Genomic DNA, 15063 nt, shown 5'->3' on the forward strand with positions numbered 1-15063 from the left:
CTTCAGGCGGAAAGTCGGAGGCGACAAGTCTAAAGCATCGGCAGCCCGGCTCGCAGGCCGCCTCGCTTCGATACCAAATCAGCGTCAGCCTGGATCGCGGAAGCCTGGGTAGCTGCCGCTTGGTCCGGATACCGAAGCTTCTCGTGTGGCGATGTCGATGCCTTCACTGGCGACAGTGGCAAGAAAGTCGATCTGTTCTTCGGTGATGCAATACGGAGGCAGGAAATACACCACACTACCGAGCGGACGCAGCAATGCGCCTCGCTCCAGCGCATGTTGGTAGACCTTGAGACCGCGACGTTCCTGCCAGGGATAAGGGGTGCGACTGGCCTTGTCCTGCACCATTTCGATGGCAAGTGCCATGCCGGTCTGGCGGACTTCGGCCACATGCGGATGGTCGACCAGGTGTGCGGTGGCGCTGGCCATGCGCGTGGCCAGCGCCTTGTTCGCTTCGATGACATTGTCTTCGGCGAAGATGTCCAGCGTTGCCAGCGCTGCGGCGCAGGCCAGTGGATTGCCGGTGTAGGTGTGCGAGTGGAGGAAGGCCCGCAGCGTCGAGTAGTCGTCGTAAAACGCCTGGTACATCCTGTCCGTCGTCAGCACCGCGGCCATCGGCAGGTAGCCGCCCGTGAGGGCTTTGGACAGACAGAGAAAGTCGGGCGTGATGCCGGCCTGCTCGCAGGCGAACATGGTGCCGGTGCGGCCGAAACCGACGGCGATCTCGTCGTGGATTAGATGCACCTCGTAGCGGTCGCAGGCTTCACGCAGCAATTTGAGGTAGACCGGGTGATACATGCGCATGCCGCCGGCGCCCTGAATCAGCGGTTCGACGATGACCGCGGCGATGTCCTGATGGTGCTCGGCCAGCGTCTGTTCCATGTGGGCGAACATCCGCCGCGAATGGTCTTCCCAGCTCACGCCCTCGGGCCGCAGGTAGCAGTCCGGGCTCGGCACCTTGAAGGTATCCAGCAACAGCGGCTTGTAGGTGTCGGTGAAGAGTGCGACATCGCCCACCGACATCGCTGCGACAGTTTCGCCGTGGTAGCTGTTGGTCAGGGTGACGAAGCGCTGCTTCTGGCCGCGACCGCTGTTGCGCCAGTAGTGGAAGCTCATTTTGAGCGCCACCTCGATGCCGGTCGAGCCGTTGTCGGTATAGAAGACGCGATCCAGCCCGGCTGGCGTCAGTGCAACGAGTCGTTCCGACAGCTCGACCACCGGCTGATGGCTGAAGCCGGCGAGCATGACGTGCTCGAGCTGATCAACCTGATCCTTGATGCGCTGATTGATACGCGGGTTGGCGTGGCCGAACACATTGACCCACCAGGAGCTGACGGCGTCGAGGTAGCGCTTGCCGTCGAAGTCCTCCAGCCACACGCCGTCGCCGCGGCGAATCGGAATCAGCGGCAGCTGTTCGTGATCTTTCATCTGGGTGCAGGGGTGCCAGAGCACGGCGAGGTCGCGTTGCATCCAGCTGTCGTTCAGGCTCATCGTTACTCCTCCGCAATGAGTCGCGAAGCCTAGCAGAAGCGTTCAGGCAAGACTTCATGTGATCAGTTATCGATTTGCTCGATGTTTCAAAGCTAAAAAATGCGCTCTATTCCGATAGGTAACCGGCTAGGCTTCCAGGTCTGAAATTCAAAGGATGAAATCAATGCGCTGGCGTAACTCCTCCACCCACTACGGACTGACCAGTATCGTGTTGCATTGGCTGGTCGCCGCGGCCGTGTTCGGCCTGTTCGGTCTGGGCTACTGGATGGTTGGGCTGACCTACTACAGCAGCTGGTACCGCACCGCGCCGGATCTGCACAAGAGCATCGGCCTGGTGCTGTTCCTGGTGATGCTGGTGCGGGTGCTCTGGCGTTTTGTCAGTCCTGCGCCTGGGCCGCTTGCGAGCCAGGGCCGGCTGACGCAGGCGGCGGCGAAGTTGGGTCACAGTGTGCTGTATCTGGGGCTGTTCCTGGTGATGATGTCGGGCTACCTGATATCCACCGCCGATGGCCGAGCGATCAGCGTATTCGGCCTGTTCGACGTACCCGCGCTGATCACCTCCATTCCCAACCAGGCCGATACTGCCGGGCTGGTCCACGAGTACGCCGCCTGGGCATTGGTGATCCTCGCCGTTCTACATGCGCTGGCCGCACTCAAACATCACTTCATCGACCGCGACGCGACACTCAGGCGCATGCTCGGTCGTAATCCCGGTTAATCACCATCCCACAGGAGACTCATCGATGCTCAAGAAAACGCTCGCAGCACTGGTTCTGGGTTCTGCCCTGGCAGGCGGCCAGGCCTTCGCTGCCGACTACGCCATCGACAAGGAAGGCCAGCACGCCTTCGTCAACTTCAAGATCAGCCACCTGGGCTACAGCTGGCTGTGGGGCACCTTCAAGGACTTCGACGGCGCGTTCAGCTTCGATGCGGCCAAGCCGGCAGAGAGCAAGGTCAATGTCACGCTGAAGACTGCCAGCGTCGATACCAACCACGCCGAGCGTGACAAGCACCTTCGCAGCGACGACTTCCTCAATGTCGCCAAGCACCCGACGGCAACCTTCGAGTCGACCTCGGTGAAGCCTACTGGCGACGGCACAGCCGATATCACCGGCAATCTGACCCTCAATGGTGTCACCAAACCGGTCGTGATCGCTGCCAAATTCATCGGTGAGGGCAAGGACCCTTGGGGTGGCTATCGTGCCGGCTTCGAGGGCAGCACCACGCTGACGCTCAAGGACTTCGACATCAAGATGGATCTGGGCCCGGCCTCGCAGACGGTCGACCTGATCATCTCGGTCGAAGGTGTGCGCAAGTAGGGGTCCTAGCGGATCAGGAACGCCGGCAGCTAGCCGGCGTTCTGCGTTGCAGGGGGCGTATGTTGCATGGTCTGCGCAGCTGTCGAGCGCCGACGCAGAGGTCTGCGGCGCATGTTTCGCAACATTTTATATGGGAGCGATAAGCGTTTGCCGGTTTACAGACAGTCATGGATGTAAGTATATTTCGGCTCATCCCGCACTCCGTTTGCGCGGCGCACCGTTGCTCAATCCCGCCTGCCAGGTTTTCAAGAGGTCTATCCATGTCAATCAAGTCAGCCAATGCTGCCCTGATGTCCATTCTCGCCATGGCCGTTTTCCTGGCAGGTTGCCAGGAGGAAGCGGCGCCGCCGGCGCAGCAGAAGCCTACGGTAGGTATCGTGACCCTGCAGGCGGAACCCTTCGCGGTGACGACCGATCTGCCGGGACGTACCCGCGCCTACCGCATCGCCGAAGTGCGACCGCAGGTCAACGGCATCATCCAGAAGCGCCTGTTTACCGAAGGCAGTGACGTAAAGGCCGGGCAGCAGCTGTATCAGATTGATCCATCGGTATACGAAGCCACGTTGAAGAGTGCCCAGGCGAGCGTGGCTTCCAGCAAGTCGCTGGCCGACCGTTATGCCGAGCTGGTCAAGGACCAGGCCGTCAGCAAGCAGGCGTATGACGAGGCCCGCGCCGCCAGCCTGCAAGCCGAGGCCGAGCTGGAGCGAGCCCGGATCGATGTGCGTTACACCAAGGTGCTGGCGCCGATCTCCGGCCGCATTGGCCGTTCTGCTGTCACCGAAGGTGCGTTGGTCAGCAATGGCCAGGCCCAGGAACTGGCGACGATCCAGCAGCTCGACCCGATCTACGTCGACGTGACCCAGCCGGCCCGGGATCTGCTCGCGCTGCGCCGGGATCTGGCCGAAGGGCGCCTGCAGAAGTCCGGCGACAACGCGGCAAAGGTCACCCTGAAGCTTGAGGATGGCAGCGACTACGCACATGAAGGCAAGCTTGAGTTCAGCGAAGTGACCGTCGATGCCGGTACCGGGTCGGTTACTTTGCGTGCCGTGTTCCCGAACCCGGACAAGGATCTGCTGCCGGGTATGTTCGTGCATGCGCAACTGGTGGCGGGGATGAAGAGCGAGGCGATTCTGGTGCCGCAGCAGGGCGTGACGCGCAACACCAAGGGCAATCCGACCGCCATGGTGGTCAACGCCGAAAACAAGGTCGAGGTGCGACCGATCAAGACCGAACGTGCCGTGGGCAATCGCTGGTTGGTGGGTGAAGGCCTGCAGCCGGGTGATCGGGTGATCACCGAAGGCCTGCAGTTCATTCAGCCGGGAGTGGAAGTCGAAGTGGTCCCGGCGACCAATGTCGATAATCGCGGTGGGGTGCCAGCACAGCCCCAAGGCCAAGAAGGCTGAGGGGTTTCTAGTCCATGTCCAGATTCTTTATCGACCGGCCGATCTTCGCCTGGGTGATTGCCCTGGTGATCATGCTCGCCGGCGGCCTGTCCATTCTCAAGTTGCCGGTCAACCAGTACCCGAGCATCGCCGCGCCTGCCGTTGGCATTTCGGTGAGCTACCCTGGCGCCTCTGCACAGACCGTGCAGGACACCGTGGTGCAGGTTATCGAGCAGCAGCTCAACGGTATCGACGGGCTGCGCTACATCTCCTCGGAGAGCAACTCCGACGGCAGCATGACCATTACCGTGACCTTCGATCAGGGCACCAACCCCGATATCGCCCAGGTCCAGGTGCAGAACAAGCTGCAGCTGGCGACACCGCTGCTGCCGCAGGAGGTTCAGCAGCAGGGCATCCGCGTCACCAAGGCAGTGCGCAACTTCCTCATCGTCATCGGGCTGGTCTCTACCGACGGCAGTCTGGATCAGCGCGACCTGGCCAACTACATCGTCGCCAACATGCAGGATCCGATCTCCCGCACCAAGGGTGTCGGCGACTTCCAGGTGTTCGGTGCCCAGTACGCGATGCGCATCTGGCTCGATCCGGCCAAGCTGAACAACTTCAGCCTGACGCCGGTGGATGTGAGCACGGCAATTCAGGCGCAGAACGTCCAGATTTCCTCCGGTCAGCTCGGCGGACTGCCGGCGCTGCCCGGGCAGCAGCTCAACGCCACGGTGATCGGCAAGACCCGTCTGCAGACGCCTGAGCAGTTCCGCAACATTCTGCTCAAGGTCAACAGCGACGGCTCCCAGGTACGCCTGGGCGACGTTGCCAGGGTCGAGCTGGGCGGGGAAACCTACGCCGTCAGCGCCCATTTCAACGGCAAGCCTGCGGCTGGTCTGGCGCTGAAACTGGCAACCGGCGCTAATGCGCTGGATACCGTCGAAGGCGTGCGCAAGACCATCGACGAGCTCAAGCCGTTCTTCCCGCCGGGCGTCGAGGTGGTCTATCCGTACGACACCACGCCGGTCATTTCCGCCTCCATCACCGGGGTCATGCACACGCTGCTCGAGGCGTTCGTGCTGGTGTTCCTGGTGATGTACCTGTTCCTGCAGAATTTTCGCGCAACCCTGGTGCCGACGCTGGCGGTGCCGGTGGTGCTGCTGGGTACCTTCGGCGTGCTGGCGGTGTTCGGCTTCAGTATCAACACCCTGACCATGTTCGCCATGATTCTGGCGATCGGTCTGCTGGTGGACGACGCCATCGTGGTGGTGGAGAACGTCGAGCGGGTGATGCGCGAGGAGGGTCTCTCGCCGCTGGAAGCCACGCGCAAGTCCATGGGGCAGATCCAGGGTGCGCTGATCGGCATTGGTGTGGTGTTGTCTGCGGTGTTGCTGCCGATGGCCTTCTTCGGTGGCTCGACCGGGGTCATCTACCGGCAGTTCTCGATCACCATCGTATCGGCGATGGTGCTCTCGGTGCTGATGGCGCTGATCTTTACCCCGGCACTTTGCGCGACACTGCTCAAGCCCATCGACAAGGACGACCATCACGAAAAGCGCGGCTTCTTCGGCTGGTTCAACCGTACCTTCGAGCGCAGCGTCAATGGGTATGAGCGCGGTGTGAAAGCCGTACTCAAGCGCAAGGCGCCGTTCCTGTTGCTCTATGTGCTGATCGTTGGCGTCATGGTGGTGCTCTTCACCCGCATCCCCTCGGCATTCCTGCCGGAGGAAGACCAGGGCGTGCTGTTCGCCCAGGTGATGACGCCTTCGGGTTCGACCGCCGAACGTACCCAGCAGAGCATCGATGCAATGCGCAGCTATCTGCTGGAAGAAGAGGGCGACATCGTCCGTTCCGTGTTCACCGTGACCGGCTTCAGCTTTGCCGGACGCGGTCAGAGTTCGGGTATCGCCTTCATCGGTCTGAAGCCGTGGAGCGAACGCACCAACAAGGAAGACAGCGTTTTCGCTCTTGCCCAGCGTGCGCAACAGCATTTCGCCAGCTTCCGCGATGCCCAGGTATTCGCCTTCGCACCGCCAGCGGTGATGGAGTTGGGTAACGCCACGGGCTTCAATTTCTTCCTGCAGGACCGGGCTGGGGTGGGCCAGGAGGTGCTGCAGCAAGCGCGCGACAAGTTCATGCAGCTGGCCAGCCAGAGTCCGGTGCTGACCCGCGTGCGGCCGAACACTCTGCGCGATGAACCGCAGTATCAGGTGCTTATCGACGATGAGAAGGCACGGGTTCTGGGCATTTCGCTGGCGGAGATCAACAGCACGCTGTCGATTGCCTGGGGTGGGCGCTACGTCAATGACTTCATCGATCGTGGCCGGGTCAAGAAGGTCTATCTGCAGGGCGTCGCCGATGCCCGCATGAATCCCGAAGACCTGGCGAAGTGGTATGTGCGCAACGATGCCGGTGAGATGGTCCCGTTCAGTGCCTTCGCCAGCGGCGAATGGACTTACGGTTCGCCGAAGCTGTCCCGCTACAACGGCGTCAGCGCGATCGAGATGCTTGGTGAGCCTGCGCCTGGCTACAGCTCCGGTGATGCCATGGCCGAGGTGGAGCGCATCGTCGCTCAGCTGCCGCCGGGCGTGGGCTATTCCTGGACCGGCCAGTCCTATGAGGAACGGCTGGCGGGCTCGCAGACGCTGGCGCTCTACGCACTGTCGCTGCTGGTGGTGTTCCTCTGCCTGGCAGCACTGTACGAGAGCTGGTCGATTCCGTTCTCGGTCATGCTCGTCGTGCCGCTGGGTATCGTTGGTGCGCTGGCGTTCACCATGCTGCGCGGGCTGTCCAATGAGGTGTTCTTCCAGGTCGGCCTGGTCACCACCATTGGTCTGTCGGCGCGCAACGCGATCCTTATCGTCGAGTTCGCCAAGGCGCTGCACGAGCAGGGCATGAGCTACGCCGATGCGGCGCTGCAGGCCTGCCGCATGCGTCTGCGTCCGATCATCATGACCTCGCTGGCGTTCATCCTCGGCGTCGTGCCGCTGGCCGTTGCGTCTGGCGCCGGTGCGGGCAGCAAGCATGCCATCGGCACGGGCGTGATCGGCGGCATGCTGACCGCTGCGGTGCTGGCGATCTTCTGGATTCCGTTGTTCTACGTGATGATCTGTACGTTCTTCGACCGCACGACGTCCGCCAACCAGGCCGCGAAGGAGGAGTCGCTGTGAACAAGTCTCTACTGACCCTCGCCCTTGTGGCGGCGCTGGGTGGCTGCTCGCTGATACCGGAGTATCAGCGTCCCGATGCCCCGGTGGCCGCCGATTGGCCGCAGGGCGAAGCCTACCCGCAGGGCGCTGCGCTGGCCTCCGAGCGGGCGCTTGGCTGGCGCGAATTCTTCCGTGATCCGGCGCTGCAGCAGCTGATCGAGGTCGCGCTGGAGAACAACCGCGACCTGCGCATCGCGGCGCTCAATGTCGATGCCTACCGCGCGCTGTATCGCGTACAGCGTGCCGATGTGCTGCCGGCAGTGAGTGCCGATGGTTCCGGCACGCGCAGCCGTATGCCGGGTGACCTGAACATGACCGGCGAGCCGGCCATCAGCAGCCAGTACAGCGCAACGTTCGGCGTGTCCTGGGAGCTCGATCTGTTCGGCCGCCTGCGCAGTCTCCGCGACCAGGCGCTGGAAGAGTACTTCGCCAGCGAAGCTGCGCAGCGCAGTACCCAGATCAGCCTGATTGCCAGCGTCGCCAACGCCTGGCTGACGCTGCAGGCCGATCAGGCATTGCTGCAGGTCACCCGTGACACGCTCAAGACCTATGAGCAAAGCCTGGGCCTGACCCAGCGCAGTTTCGATGTCGGTGTCGCCTCGGCGCTGGAGCTGCGTCAGGCGCGCAGTGCGGTCGACAGCGCGCGGGTGAGCATCGAGCAGTACACCCGCCTGGTGGCGCAGGACCGCAACGCGCTGACCTTGCTGTTGGGCCAGGCCCTGCCGGCCGGGCTGCCATCTAGCGATGGTCTGGAGCGGACCCAGCTCGCGGCCCTGCCGATCGGTCTGCCTTCCGATCTGCTGCAGCAGCGGCCGGACATTCTGCAGGCGGAGTACCAGTTGCGGGCGGTCAACGCCAGCATCGGTGCGGCGCGCGCGGCCTTCTTTCCGCGTATCAGCCTGACCGGTGCCGCGGGGACCGCCAGCAGCGAGTTGTCCGGGTTGTTCGACGGCGGTTCCGGTTACTGGAGTTTCTCGCCGAGCATCAGCGTGCCGATATTCAACGCCGGCCAGCTGCGGGCGAACCTGGATTACGCGCAGATCAGCAAGAACATCCAGGTCTCGCAGTACGAGAAAGCCATCCAGACGGCCTTCCGCGAAGTGGCCGACGGGCTGGCCGCCCAGGCTACCTACACGCGTCAGGTGCAGGCGCAGCGCGATCTGCTGCAGACCAGCGAGGACTACTACAACCTCGCCGAGCGCCGCTATCGCACTGGCGTCGACAGCTACCTGACTGTGCTCGATGCCCAGCGTCAGCTGTTCAACGTGCAGCAGCAACTGATTGGCGATCGCCTGGCGCAGATGACCAGCGAGGTCAATCTGTTCAAGGCGCTGGGTGGTGGCTGGCAGGAGGTCGGCCAGACGCAGCCGTCCGGCGGGTGAGCTAAGCCGCTGCGGTGATTCTGATCACCGCGGCGCTGCAGTGTGCAGAAACGAAAACGCCGCCCAATGGGCGGCGTTTTCATCTGTGGCTCAGGCTTCGCGGTTGCGCGTCAGCAGGGCCGGCTTCTCGCCCCGTGGGCGCGTTGGTAGCTGTTCGAGCTGGTCCAGGCTGGGCAGGCGATCGATCTTCGATTCCTTGTGAATGATCACCGGCTGCTTTTCACGAGGCTTGGCGGCCTCCTGTCGCGAAACGACAGGCTCGTCGATACGACGGCCTTCGCTCTTGCGCCTTGGCTGACCGTTGCGTGGCTGGCCATTGCGTGCGCCCTGGGCCTGGCCTGGGCGTTTGCCCTTAGCAGCAGGCGCGCCCGCACCGGCAGCGCCAGTACGCGCGGTTCCGGCTGCGCGCGGGGTGCCACCCGGTTGGGCCGGAGCGCCAGGCCGGCGACCACGATTCTGCTTGTTCTGATAGGGGCTGACGTAGTCGACGCGATTGCCGAAGTTGTCCAGCTCATCATCGCGGAACTCGTCCGGAGCGCGATCCGGGGGCAGCTGCGGTGGGCGTGCGACGACCTGCGCTTCGCCGCTGGCGCTATCGCGAGCAGGCTTGCGGGACTTGCTCTGGCTGCGACGGTTGCGCTCCTTCTGCTCGGCGCCTTTTTCGGCAGGCTTGTTACGCTCGCCGCGTGCCTTGCCTTCGCCACGGGGCGGACGCGGCTGGCGCGGTTCGCGCACCTCCGGCTTTTCCGCCTCGATGGCACTGGCATCGAAGCCCATCAGGTCGCCTTCGGGAATGCGCTGCTTGGTCATCCGCTCGATGCCCTTGAGCAGCTTCTCCTCGTCGGGAGCAACCAGCGAAATGGCTTCACCGCTGCGCCCGGCACGACCGGTACGGCCGATGCGGTGGACATAGTCTTCTTCGACGTTGGGCAGCTCGAAGTTGACCACGTGCGGCAGTTGATCGATATCCAGGCCGCGCGCGGCGATATCGGTGGCGACCAGGATGCGCACCTGGTTGGCCTTGAAGTCGGCCAGAGCCTTGGTCCGCGCATTCTGACTCTTGTTGCCATGGATCGCAGCAGCCGGCAGGCCGTGCTTTTCCAGGTACTCGGCCAGGCGGTTGGCGCCGTGCTTGGTACGGGTGAAGACCAGTACCTGCTCCCAGGCACCCTGGGTGATCAGGTGAGCGAGCAGGGCGCGCTTGTGGCTGGCGGCCACGCGGAACATGCGCTGCTCGATACGCTCGACGGTGGTGTTCGGCGGCGTGACCTCGATGCGCTCGGGGTTGTGCAGCAGCTTGCCGGCGAGATCGGTGATGTCCTTGGAGAACGTCGCCGAGAACAGCAGGTTCTGGCGCTTGGCCGGCAGCTTGGCCAGGACCTTCTTGACGTCATGGATGAAGCCCATGTCGAGCATGCGGTCAGCTTCGTCGAGGACGAGGATTTCCACATGGGAGAGGTCGATGGCTTTCTGGTTGGCCAGGTCGAGCAGGCGGCCGGGGCAGGCGACCAGCACGTCGAGACCCTTGGCTACCGCCTGGATCTGCGGGTTCATGCCGACGCCGCCGAAGATGCAGGTGCTCTTCAGGGGCAGGTCACGGGCATAGACCTTGAAACTGTCGTGGACCTGGGCGGCGAGCTCGCGGGTCGGTGTCAGCACCAGCACGCGCGGCTGTTTCGGGCCGTAGCGGTGTTCACGGTCCGGGTGACCACCCGGAAACAGGAGTTCGAGGACCGGCAGGGCGAAACCGCCTGTCTTGCCGGTTCCGGTCTGGGCGGCAACCATCAGGTCGCGGCCTTGCAACACGGCGGGAATGGCCCGCTGTTGCACGGGGGTAGGCTGGGTGTAACCGGCAGCCTCGACGGCACCGGCCAAAGCCTCGGAGAGACCGAGGGAAGCAAAGGACATGAGTAATCCTGTCTTGTTAGGGGCGAGGCCCTGGGATGATCATGCCTGGCTCGAATCGCGACTGGCGTGCGATCCCGTCCGGTCCTGCCGCAGATAAATATAGGAGCGGCATCCGGGCGTAAGCCTGGCGGAAGCGCGGAGTATAACAGAGCCTGTTAACGCCGCATTGCTCTGACAGTGTCGCAGGTCACGGGTTCATTAGCCAGCTCCGTATTTCTACGGAGCTGGCGGGAACTCAGCGCGACAGGCCGAGGTTGTTCCAGATCGCCAGACTCGGCTCGGCCTGGTTCAGGGTGTAGAAGTGCAGGCCCGGCGCACCGCCAGCCAGCAGCTTCTCGCACATCTCGGTGATGACCTGCTCGCCAAACGCCTGGATGCTCTGCATGTCGTCGCCGTAGGCTTCCAGCTGCTTGCGCACCCAGCGTGGAATCTCGGCGCCGCAGGCATCGGAGAAACGCGCCAGCTTGCTGTAGTTGGTGATCGGCATGATGCCCGGCACGATCGGTGTATCCACGCCGAGCTTGCGCACACGCTCGACGAAGTAGAAGTAGCAGTCGGCATTGAAGAAGTACTGGGTGATGGCACTGTTCGCGCCGGCCCTGGCCTTGCGCACGAAGTTGGCCAGGTCATCCTCGAAGTTGCGTGCCTGCGGATGCATTTCCGGGTAGGCGGCCACTTCGATGTGGAAATGGTCGCCGGTCTCGCTGCGAATGAACTCCACCAGTTCGTTGGCGTAGCGCAGCTCGCCGCTGGCCATGCCCATGCCGGAGGGCAGGTCGCCGCGCAGGGCGACGATGCGCTGGATGCCGGCATCCTTGTAGAGGTTCAGCAGTTCGCGCAATTCAGCCTTGGTGTCGCCGACGCAGGACAGGTGCGGCGCGGTCGGCACCTTTACCTCGCCGTCGAGCTGCAGCACGGTATTGAGCGTGCGGTCGCGGGTCGAGCCACCGGCACCGTAAGTGCAGGAGAAGAAATCGGGTTGGTAGCCGGCCAGCTGGCGGGCCACGTTCAGCAGTTTTTCGTGCCCGGCATCGGTCTTGGTCGGAAAGAACTCGAAGCTGATGGAGGGGCGTGGGGATGTGCTCATGGGCGAATCCAGGGTGGTCGGGCGCGGCGCGCCCAGGACGTCCTCTAAACGCTGGAGGTCGGAGCGGGACGCAAGACGGCTTACGTGCTTGCGTCCTGCTTCGGCTTGGCCTCCTGCGCTTAATTGGCAGGGGCGGGTGGCAATGCGCTTTCAGCGATTGCCAGCCCGCGCATCATCAGTAGCGGTAGCTGTCCGGCTTGAACGGGCCTTCGACGGTCACGCCGATGTACTCCGCCTGCTTGGTGGTCAGCTGGGTGACCACGCCACCGAAGCCCTTGACCATTTCCAGCGCCACTTCCTCGTCGAGCTTCTTCGGCAGCACCATGACGGTGACGTTCTTGCTCTTCTCGGCCACCGGCAGGTCGGCGAACTTCTCGTTGTAGAGGTGGATCTGCGCCAGCACCTGGTTGGCGAAGGAGCCGTCCATGATCCGGCTCGGGTGGCCGGTGGCGTTGCCCAGGTTCACCAGGCGGCCTTCGGCCAGCAGGATCAGGTAGTCGTCGTTGGTCGGGTCGACGGTCTTGCCGGTGCGGTGGATCTTGTGCACCTGCGGCTTGACCTCTTCCCAGCCCCAGTTGGCGCGCATGAAGGCGGTGTCGATCTCGTTGTCGAAGTGACCGATGTTGCACACCACGGCGCGCTTCTTCAGCGCCTTGAGCATGCCGGCGTCGCACACGTTGACGTTACCGGTGGTGGTGACGATCAGGTCGATCTTGCCCAGCAGCGCCGCGTCGACGCTGGCTTCGGTGCCATCGTTGATGCCGTTCTTGTAGGGGGAGACCAGCTCGAAGCCGTCCATGCAGGCCTGCATGGCGCAGATCGGGTCGACTTCCGAGACCTTGACGATCATGCCTTCCTGGCGCAGCGACTGGGCCGAGCCCTTGCCGACATCGCCGTAGCCGACGACCAGCGCCTGCTTGCCCGACAGCAGGTGGTCGGTGGCGCGCTTGATGGCGTCGTTCAGGCTGTGGCGGCAGCCGTACTTGTTGTCGTTCTTGCTCTTGGTGACCGAGTCGTTGACGTTGATCGCCGGAATCTTCAGCGTGCCGCCCTTGAGCATGTCGAGCAGACGGTGCACGCCCGTGGTGGTTTCCTCGGTCACGCCATGGACGCGCTCGAGCACCTGCGGGTACTTGTCATGCAGGATCTGGGTCAGGTCACCGCCGTCGTCCAGCACCATGTTGGCGTCCCACGGCTGGCCGTCCTTGAGGATGGTCTGCTCGATGCACCACTCGTACTCCTCCTCGGTTTCGCCCTTCCAGGCAAACACCGGGATGCCGGCGGCGGCGATGGCGGCAGCGGCCTGGTCCTGGGTGGAGAAGATGTTGCAGGAAGACCAGCGCACTTCGGCACCGAGGGCAATCAGCGTCTCGATGAGCACGGCAGTCTGGATGGTCATGTGGATGCAACCGAGGATCTTCGCGCCCTTGAGCGGCTGCTCGGCCGCGTATTTGCTGCGCAGGCCCATCAGCGCGGGCATCTCGGATTCGGCGATGATGATTTCGCGGCGGCCCCAGGCGGCCAGGGAAATGTCGGCGACCTTGAAGTCGGTGAAACCGGCAGGCGTCATGACAGCACTCATCGAAGAGTTCTCCATTCGTATAGATGCGAATGGGCGCCGTTGATGCGTTCTAGGAAACGCCCCATCCGAGCCTGACAGGTTTCACCTGCTGCAGCGCCCCTCGGACGGGTGGCGGGCACGATCGAAGCGGAGTCGATCGGGAAAAACCCGGCGATTATAGCTGCGCCGCTCGGCAATCCCAAGCCCGGCGCTGCGCGAACTAGGTGGTGGGGCGGAGGGTCGTAATTTCAGGTTCGGTGACCCTTGCCGGGCGAAACCGTTTCAGGAGACCGCCATGAACCCCATGCTTCGCCTTGCGCCCGTGTTGCTTGTCGGCGCCTTCAGCCTCCCGGCTGCTGCCCAGTCCTGCTATGTACACAGCGAAACGTCCGGTGCAGTTCCGGCTCCGGTGGTGACCGAGCAGTGTTTCGAGTTCCACGGTATGGATAACGACGACGCCATCGACTGGGTCTGTCAGGACAACGAGGCGGTGAAGAACTCTCGTCGCGAGATCCGTGACAGTTGCCCGGACGGCCACTTCGGCATCTGCACCGCGCGGATGACGCCGGAGACCCTGGCCAACGAGCGCGCCACCGGGTCCCAGGCAAAGAACGGCACCTTGCCGACCCAGGTCAGTGACGATGCGACGATCGTCACCTACCACTACCACGCCAGTGATCGGGCGCAGGCGAAGATTGATTGCGAGAGTGCAGGCGGCAGCTGGTCACGCTAGCGGGCCACTCGCGCAATCTTTGCTGACGAAGTCAATGCCCGACTGATTTGTTCAGCGGTGCATGGGCGGGGATAATCCTGCGCTTTGCATCCATGAGTGGTCGAACCATGAAGCTGAGTCTGCTGAGCCTGCCCCTGATTGCCGCCCTTGTACTGACAGGCTGCGACCGGGTCGATCCTGACTCGCCACTGGGCAAGCGCAAGGCGATCTACCAGGCGATGCTTGATACCAAGGAAGATCTCGGCGGCATGTTGCGCGGCCGTATTCCGTTCGATGCGGAGGGGTTCAGCGCGGGCGCGGTGAAACTCGACGAACTCTCGCGCCAGCCCTGGCAGCACTACCCCGAGGTCAAGGAAAAGCAGAGCGATGCGCGGGATGATGTCTGGCAGCGACAGGAGCGCTTCAACGAGCTGGCACGGGCGCTGGAAGCGACCACGGCAGAGCTGGCCGGCGTGGTCAGCGCGCAACCTGTTAGCGCGCAAAGCGTGGCGGCCCCCTTTCAACGGGTCGAGGATGCCTGCGAAACCTGCCACAAGGAATTCCGTGCTTACTGAGACGGTGTTTTAGCGGCGCAGCGTTTCAAGCTTTTCCCGGGACTTGGCCAGCTGGTTGCGACGCAGCTCGATCAGCTGCGCGTCGCCAGTGCCCAGCGCTTCGCGCAGCAGCGTTTCGCGGCGTTCCACCTGACGATTGATGTGCTCGTACTCGACCTGACGCGGATGCAGCGCGACCAGGCCCTGGCATTGTTCGGTCAGCGTCTGCAGTTCGGTGTTGAGTTGCGTCTGGCGCAGCTTGTCGCCCTGCAGGCGAGCCTGCTGCAGCTGCTCGCGCAGGGTTTGGCGTTGCTCGTGGCACTGGGTGTTGGCTTGTTGGGCTGCGGCGAGCAGCGGGCTGATGGCAGTGCTGCCGATCAGCAGGGCAATCGGCCAATGTCGCAAAGACATGCCTCGCCTCCATAATTGTTATCCAGCTCCTATCGACCGCGTCATTC

Annotated in this window: 12 protein-coding genes and 1 riboswitch; of the genes, 7 read left to right on the forward strand and 5 right to left on the reverse strand. The window is 63.3% G+C overall.

The window, feature by feature from the left end:
• Window positions 1–84 precede the first annotated feature (84 nt).
• A complete protein-coding gene (locus EA798_RS01375) occupies window positions 85–1488 on the reverse strand; it encodes an adenosylmethionine--8-amino-7-oxononanoate transaminase (protein ID WP_122097795.1) in 1404 nt (467 codons plus the stop codon).
• A 163-nt stretch (window positions 1489–1651) separates the two neighbouring features.
• On the opposite strand from EA798_RS01375, the gene EA798_RS01380 reads away from it, so the two are divergent.
• From EA798_RS01380 to EA798_RS01400, 5 genes are all read left to right on the forward strand, one after another.
• Window positions 1652–2206 carry a cytochrome b gene (locus EA798_RS01380; protein ID WP_106157306.1) on the forward strand — a complete coding sequence of 185 codons (555 nt, stop codon included), beginning with the start codon at window positions 1652–1654 and terminating at the stop codon, window positions 2204–2206.
• Window positions 2207–2231: 25 nt separating this feature from the next.
• Window positions 2232–2807, forward strand: a complete 576-nt coding sequence (locus EA798_RS01385) for a YceI family protein (protein WP_122097796.1) — start codon at window positions 2232–2234, stop codon at window positions 2805–2807.
• Window positions 2808–3067: 260 nt separating this feature from the next.
• On the forward strand, window positions 3068–4210 hold the full coding sequence (locus EA798_RS01390; protein ID WP_106157308.1) for an efflux RND transporter periplasmic adaptor subunit: 1143 nt from the start codon (window positions 3068–3070) through the stop codon (window positions 4208–4210).
• A 14-nt stretch (window positions 4211–4224) separates the two neighbouring features.
• A complete protein-coding gene (locus tag EA798_RS01395) occupies window positions 4225–7362 on the forward strand; it encodes an efflux RND transporter permease subunit (protein ID WP_106157309.1) in 3138 nt (1045 codons plus the stop codon).
• The gene (locus EA798_RS01400; protein ID WP_122097797.1) at window positions 7359–8783 is read left to right on the forward strand and encodes an AdeC/AdeK/OprM family multidrug efflux complex outer membrane factor; all 1425 of its coding nucleotides are present in this window, start codon (window positions 7359–7361) and stop codon (window positions 8781–8783) included. Before EA798_RS01395 ends, EA798_RS01400 begins: the two co-directional genes overlap by 4 nt.
• Window positions 8784–8873: 90 nt before the next feature.
• On the opposite strand, the gene EA798_RS01405 is transcribed toward EA798_RS01400, so the two are convergent.
• The 3 genes from EA798_RS01405 to ahcY form a co-directional block, all read right to left on the reverse strand.
• Complete coding sequence (locus tag EA798_RS01405; RefSeq protein ID WP_122097798.1) at window positions 8874–10691, reverse strand: RNA helicase RhlE2; 1818 nt, start codon at window positions 10689–10691, stop codon at window positions 8874–8876.
• Between the two features lie 235 nt (window positions 10692–10926).
• Entirely contained in the window at window positions 10927–11778 is an 852-nt protein-coding gene (gene metF, locus EA798_RS01410; RefSeq protein ID WP_106157312.1) for a methylenetetrahydrofolate reductase [NAD(P)H], read from the reverse strand.
• Window positions 11779–11953: 175 nt separating this feature from the next.
• On the reverse strand, window positions 11954–13360 hold the full coding sequence (gene ahcY / locus EA798_RS01415) for an adenosylhomocysteinase (RefSeq protein ID WP_106157313.1): 1407 nt from the start codon (window positions 13358–13360) through the stop codon (window positions 11954–11956).
• A 24-nt stretch (window positions 13361–13384) separates the two neighbouring features.
• A riboswitch (S-adenosyl-L-homocysteine riboswitch) is annotated at window positions 13385–13468 on the reverse strand.
• 166 nt (window positions 13469–13634) lie between these two features.
• Between ahcY and EA798_RS01420 the strand changes: the two genes are divergently transcribed.
• Together EA798_RS01420 and EA798_RS01425 are read left to right on the forward strand one after the other, a co-directional pair.
• Complete coding sequence (locus tag EA798_RS01420) at window positions 13635–14072, forward strand: hypothetical protein (RefSeq protein ID WP_106157314.1); 438 nt, start codon at window positions 13635–13637, stop codon at window positions 14070–14072.
• Window positions 14073–14179: 107 nt separating this feature from the next.
• Window positions 14180–14626 (forward strand): c-type cytochrome, encoded by a 447-nt coding sequence (locus EA798_RS01425; RefSeq protein WP_106157315.1) that lies wholly within the window; start codon window positions 14180–14182, stop codon window positions 14624–14626.
• Window positions 14627–14635: 9 nt separating this feature from the next.
• Here the strand turns inward: EA798_RS01425 and EA798_RS01430 are convergent, their stop codons facing one another.
• Window positions 14636–15016 carry a DUF1090 domain-containing protein gene (locus EA798_RS01430; RefSeq protein WP_106157316.1) on the reverse strand — a complete coding sequence of 127 codons (381 nt, stop codon included), beginning with the start codon at window positions 15014–15016 and terminating at the stop codon, window positions 14636–14638.
• Window positions 15017–15063: the final 47 nt, after the last annotated feature.

Source organism: Pseudomonas songnenensis (assembly GCF_003696315.1).
Classification (GTDB): Bacteria; Pseudomonadota; Gammaproteobacteria; order Pseudomonadales; family Pseudomonadaceae; genus Stutzerimonas; species Stutzerimonas songnenensis.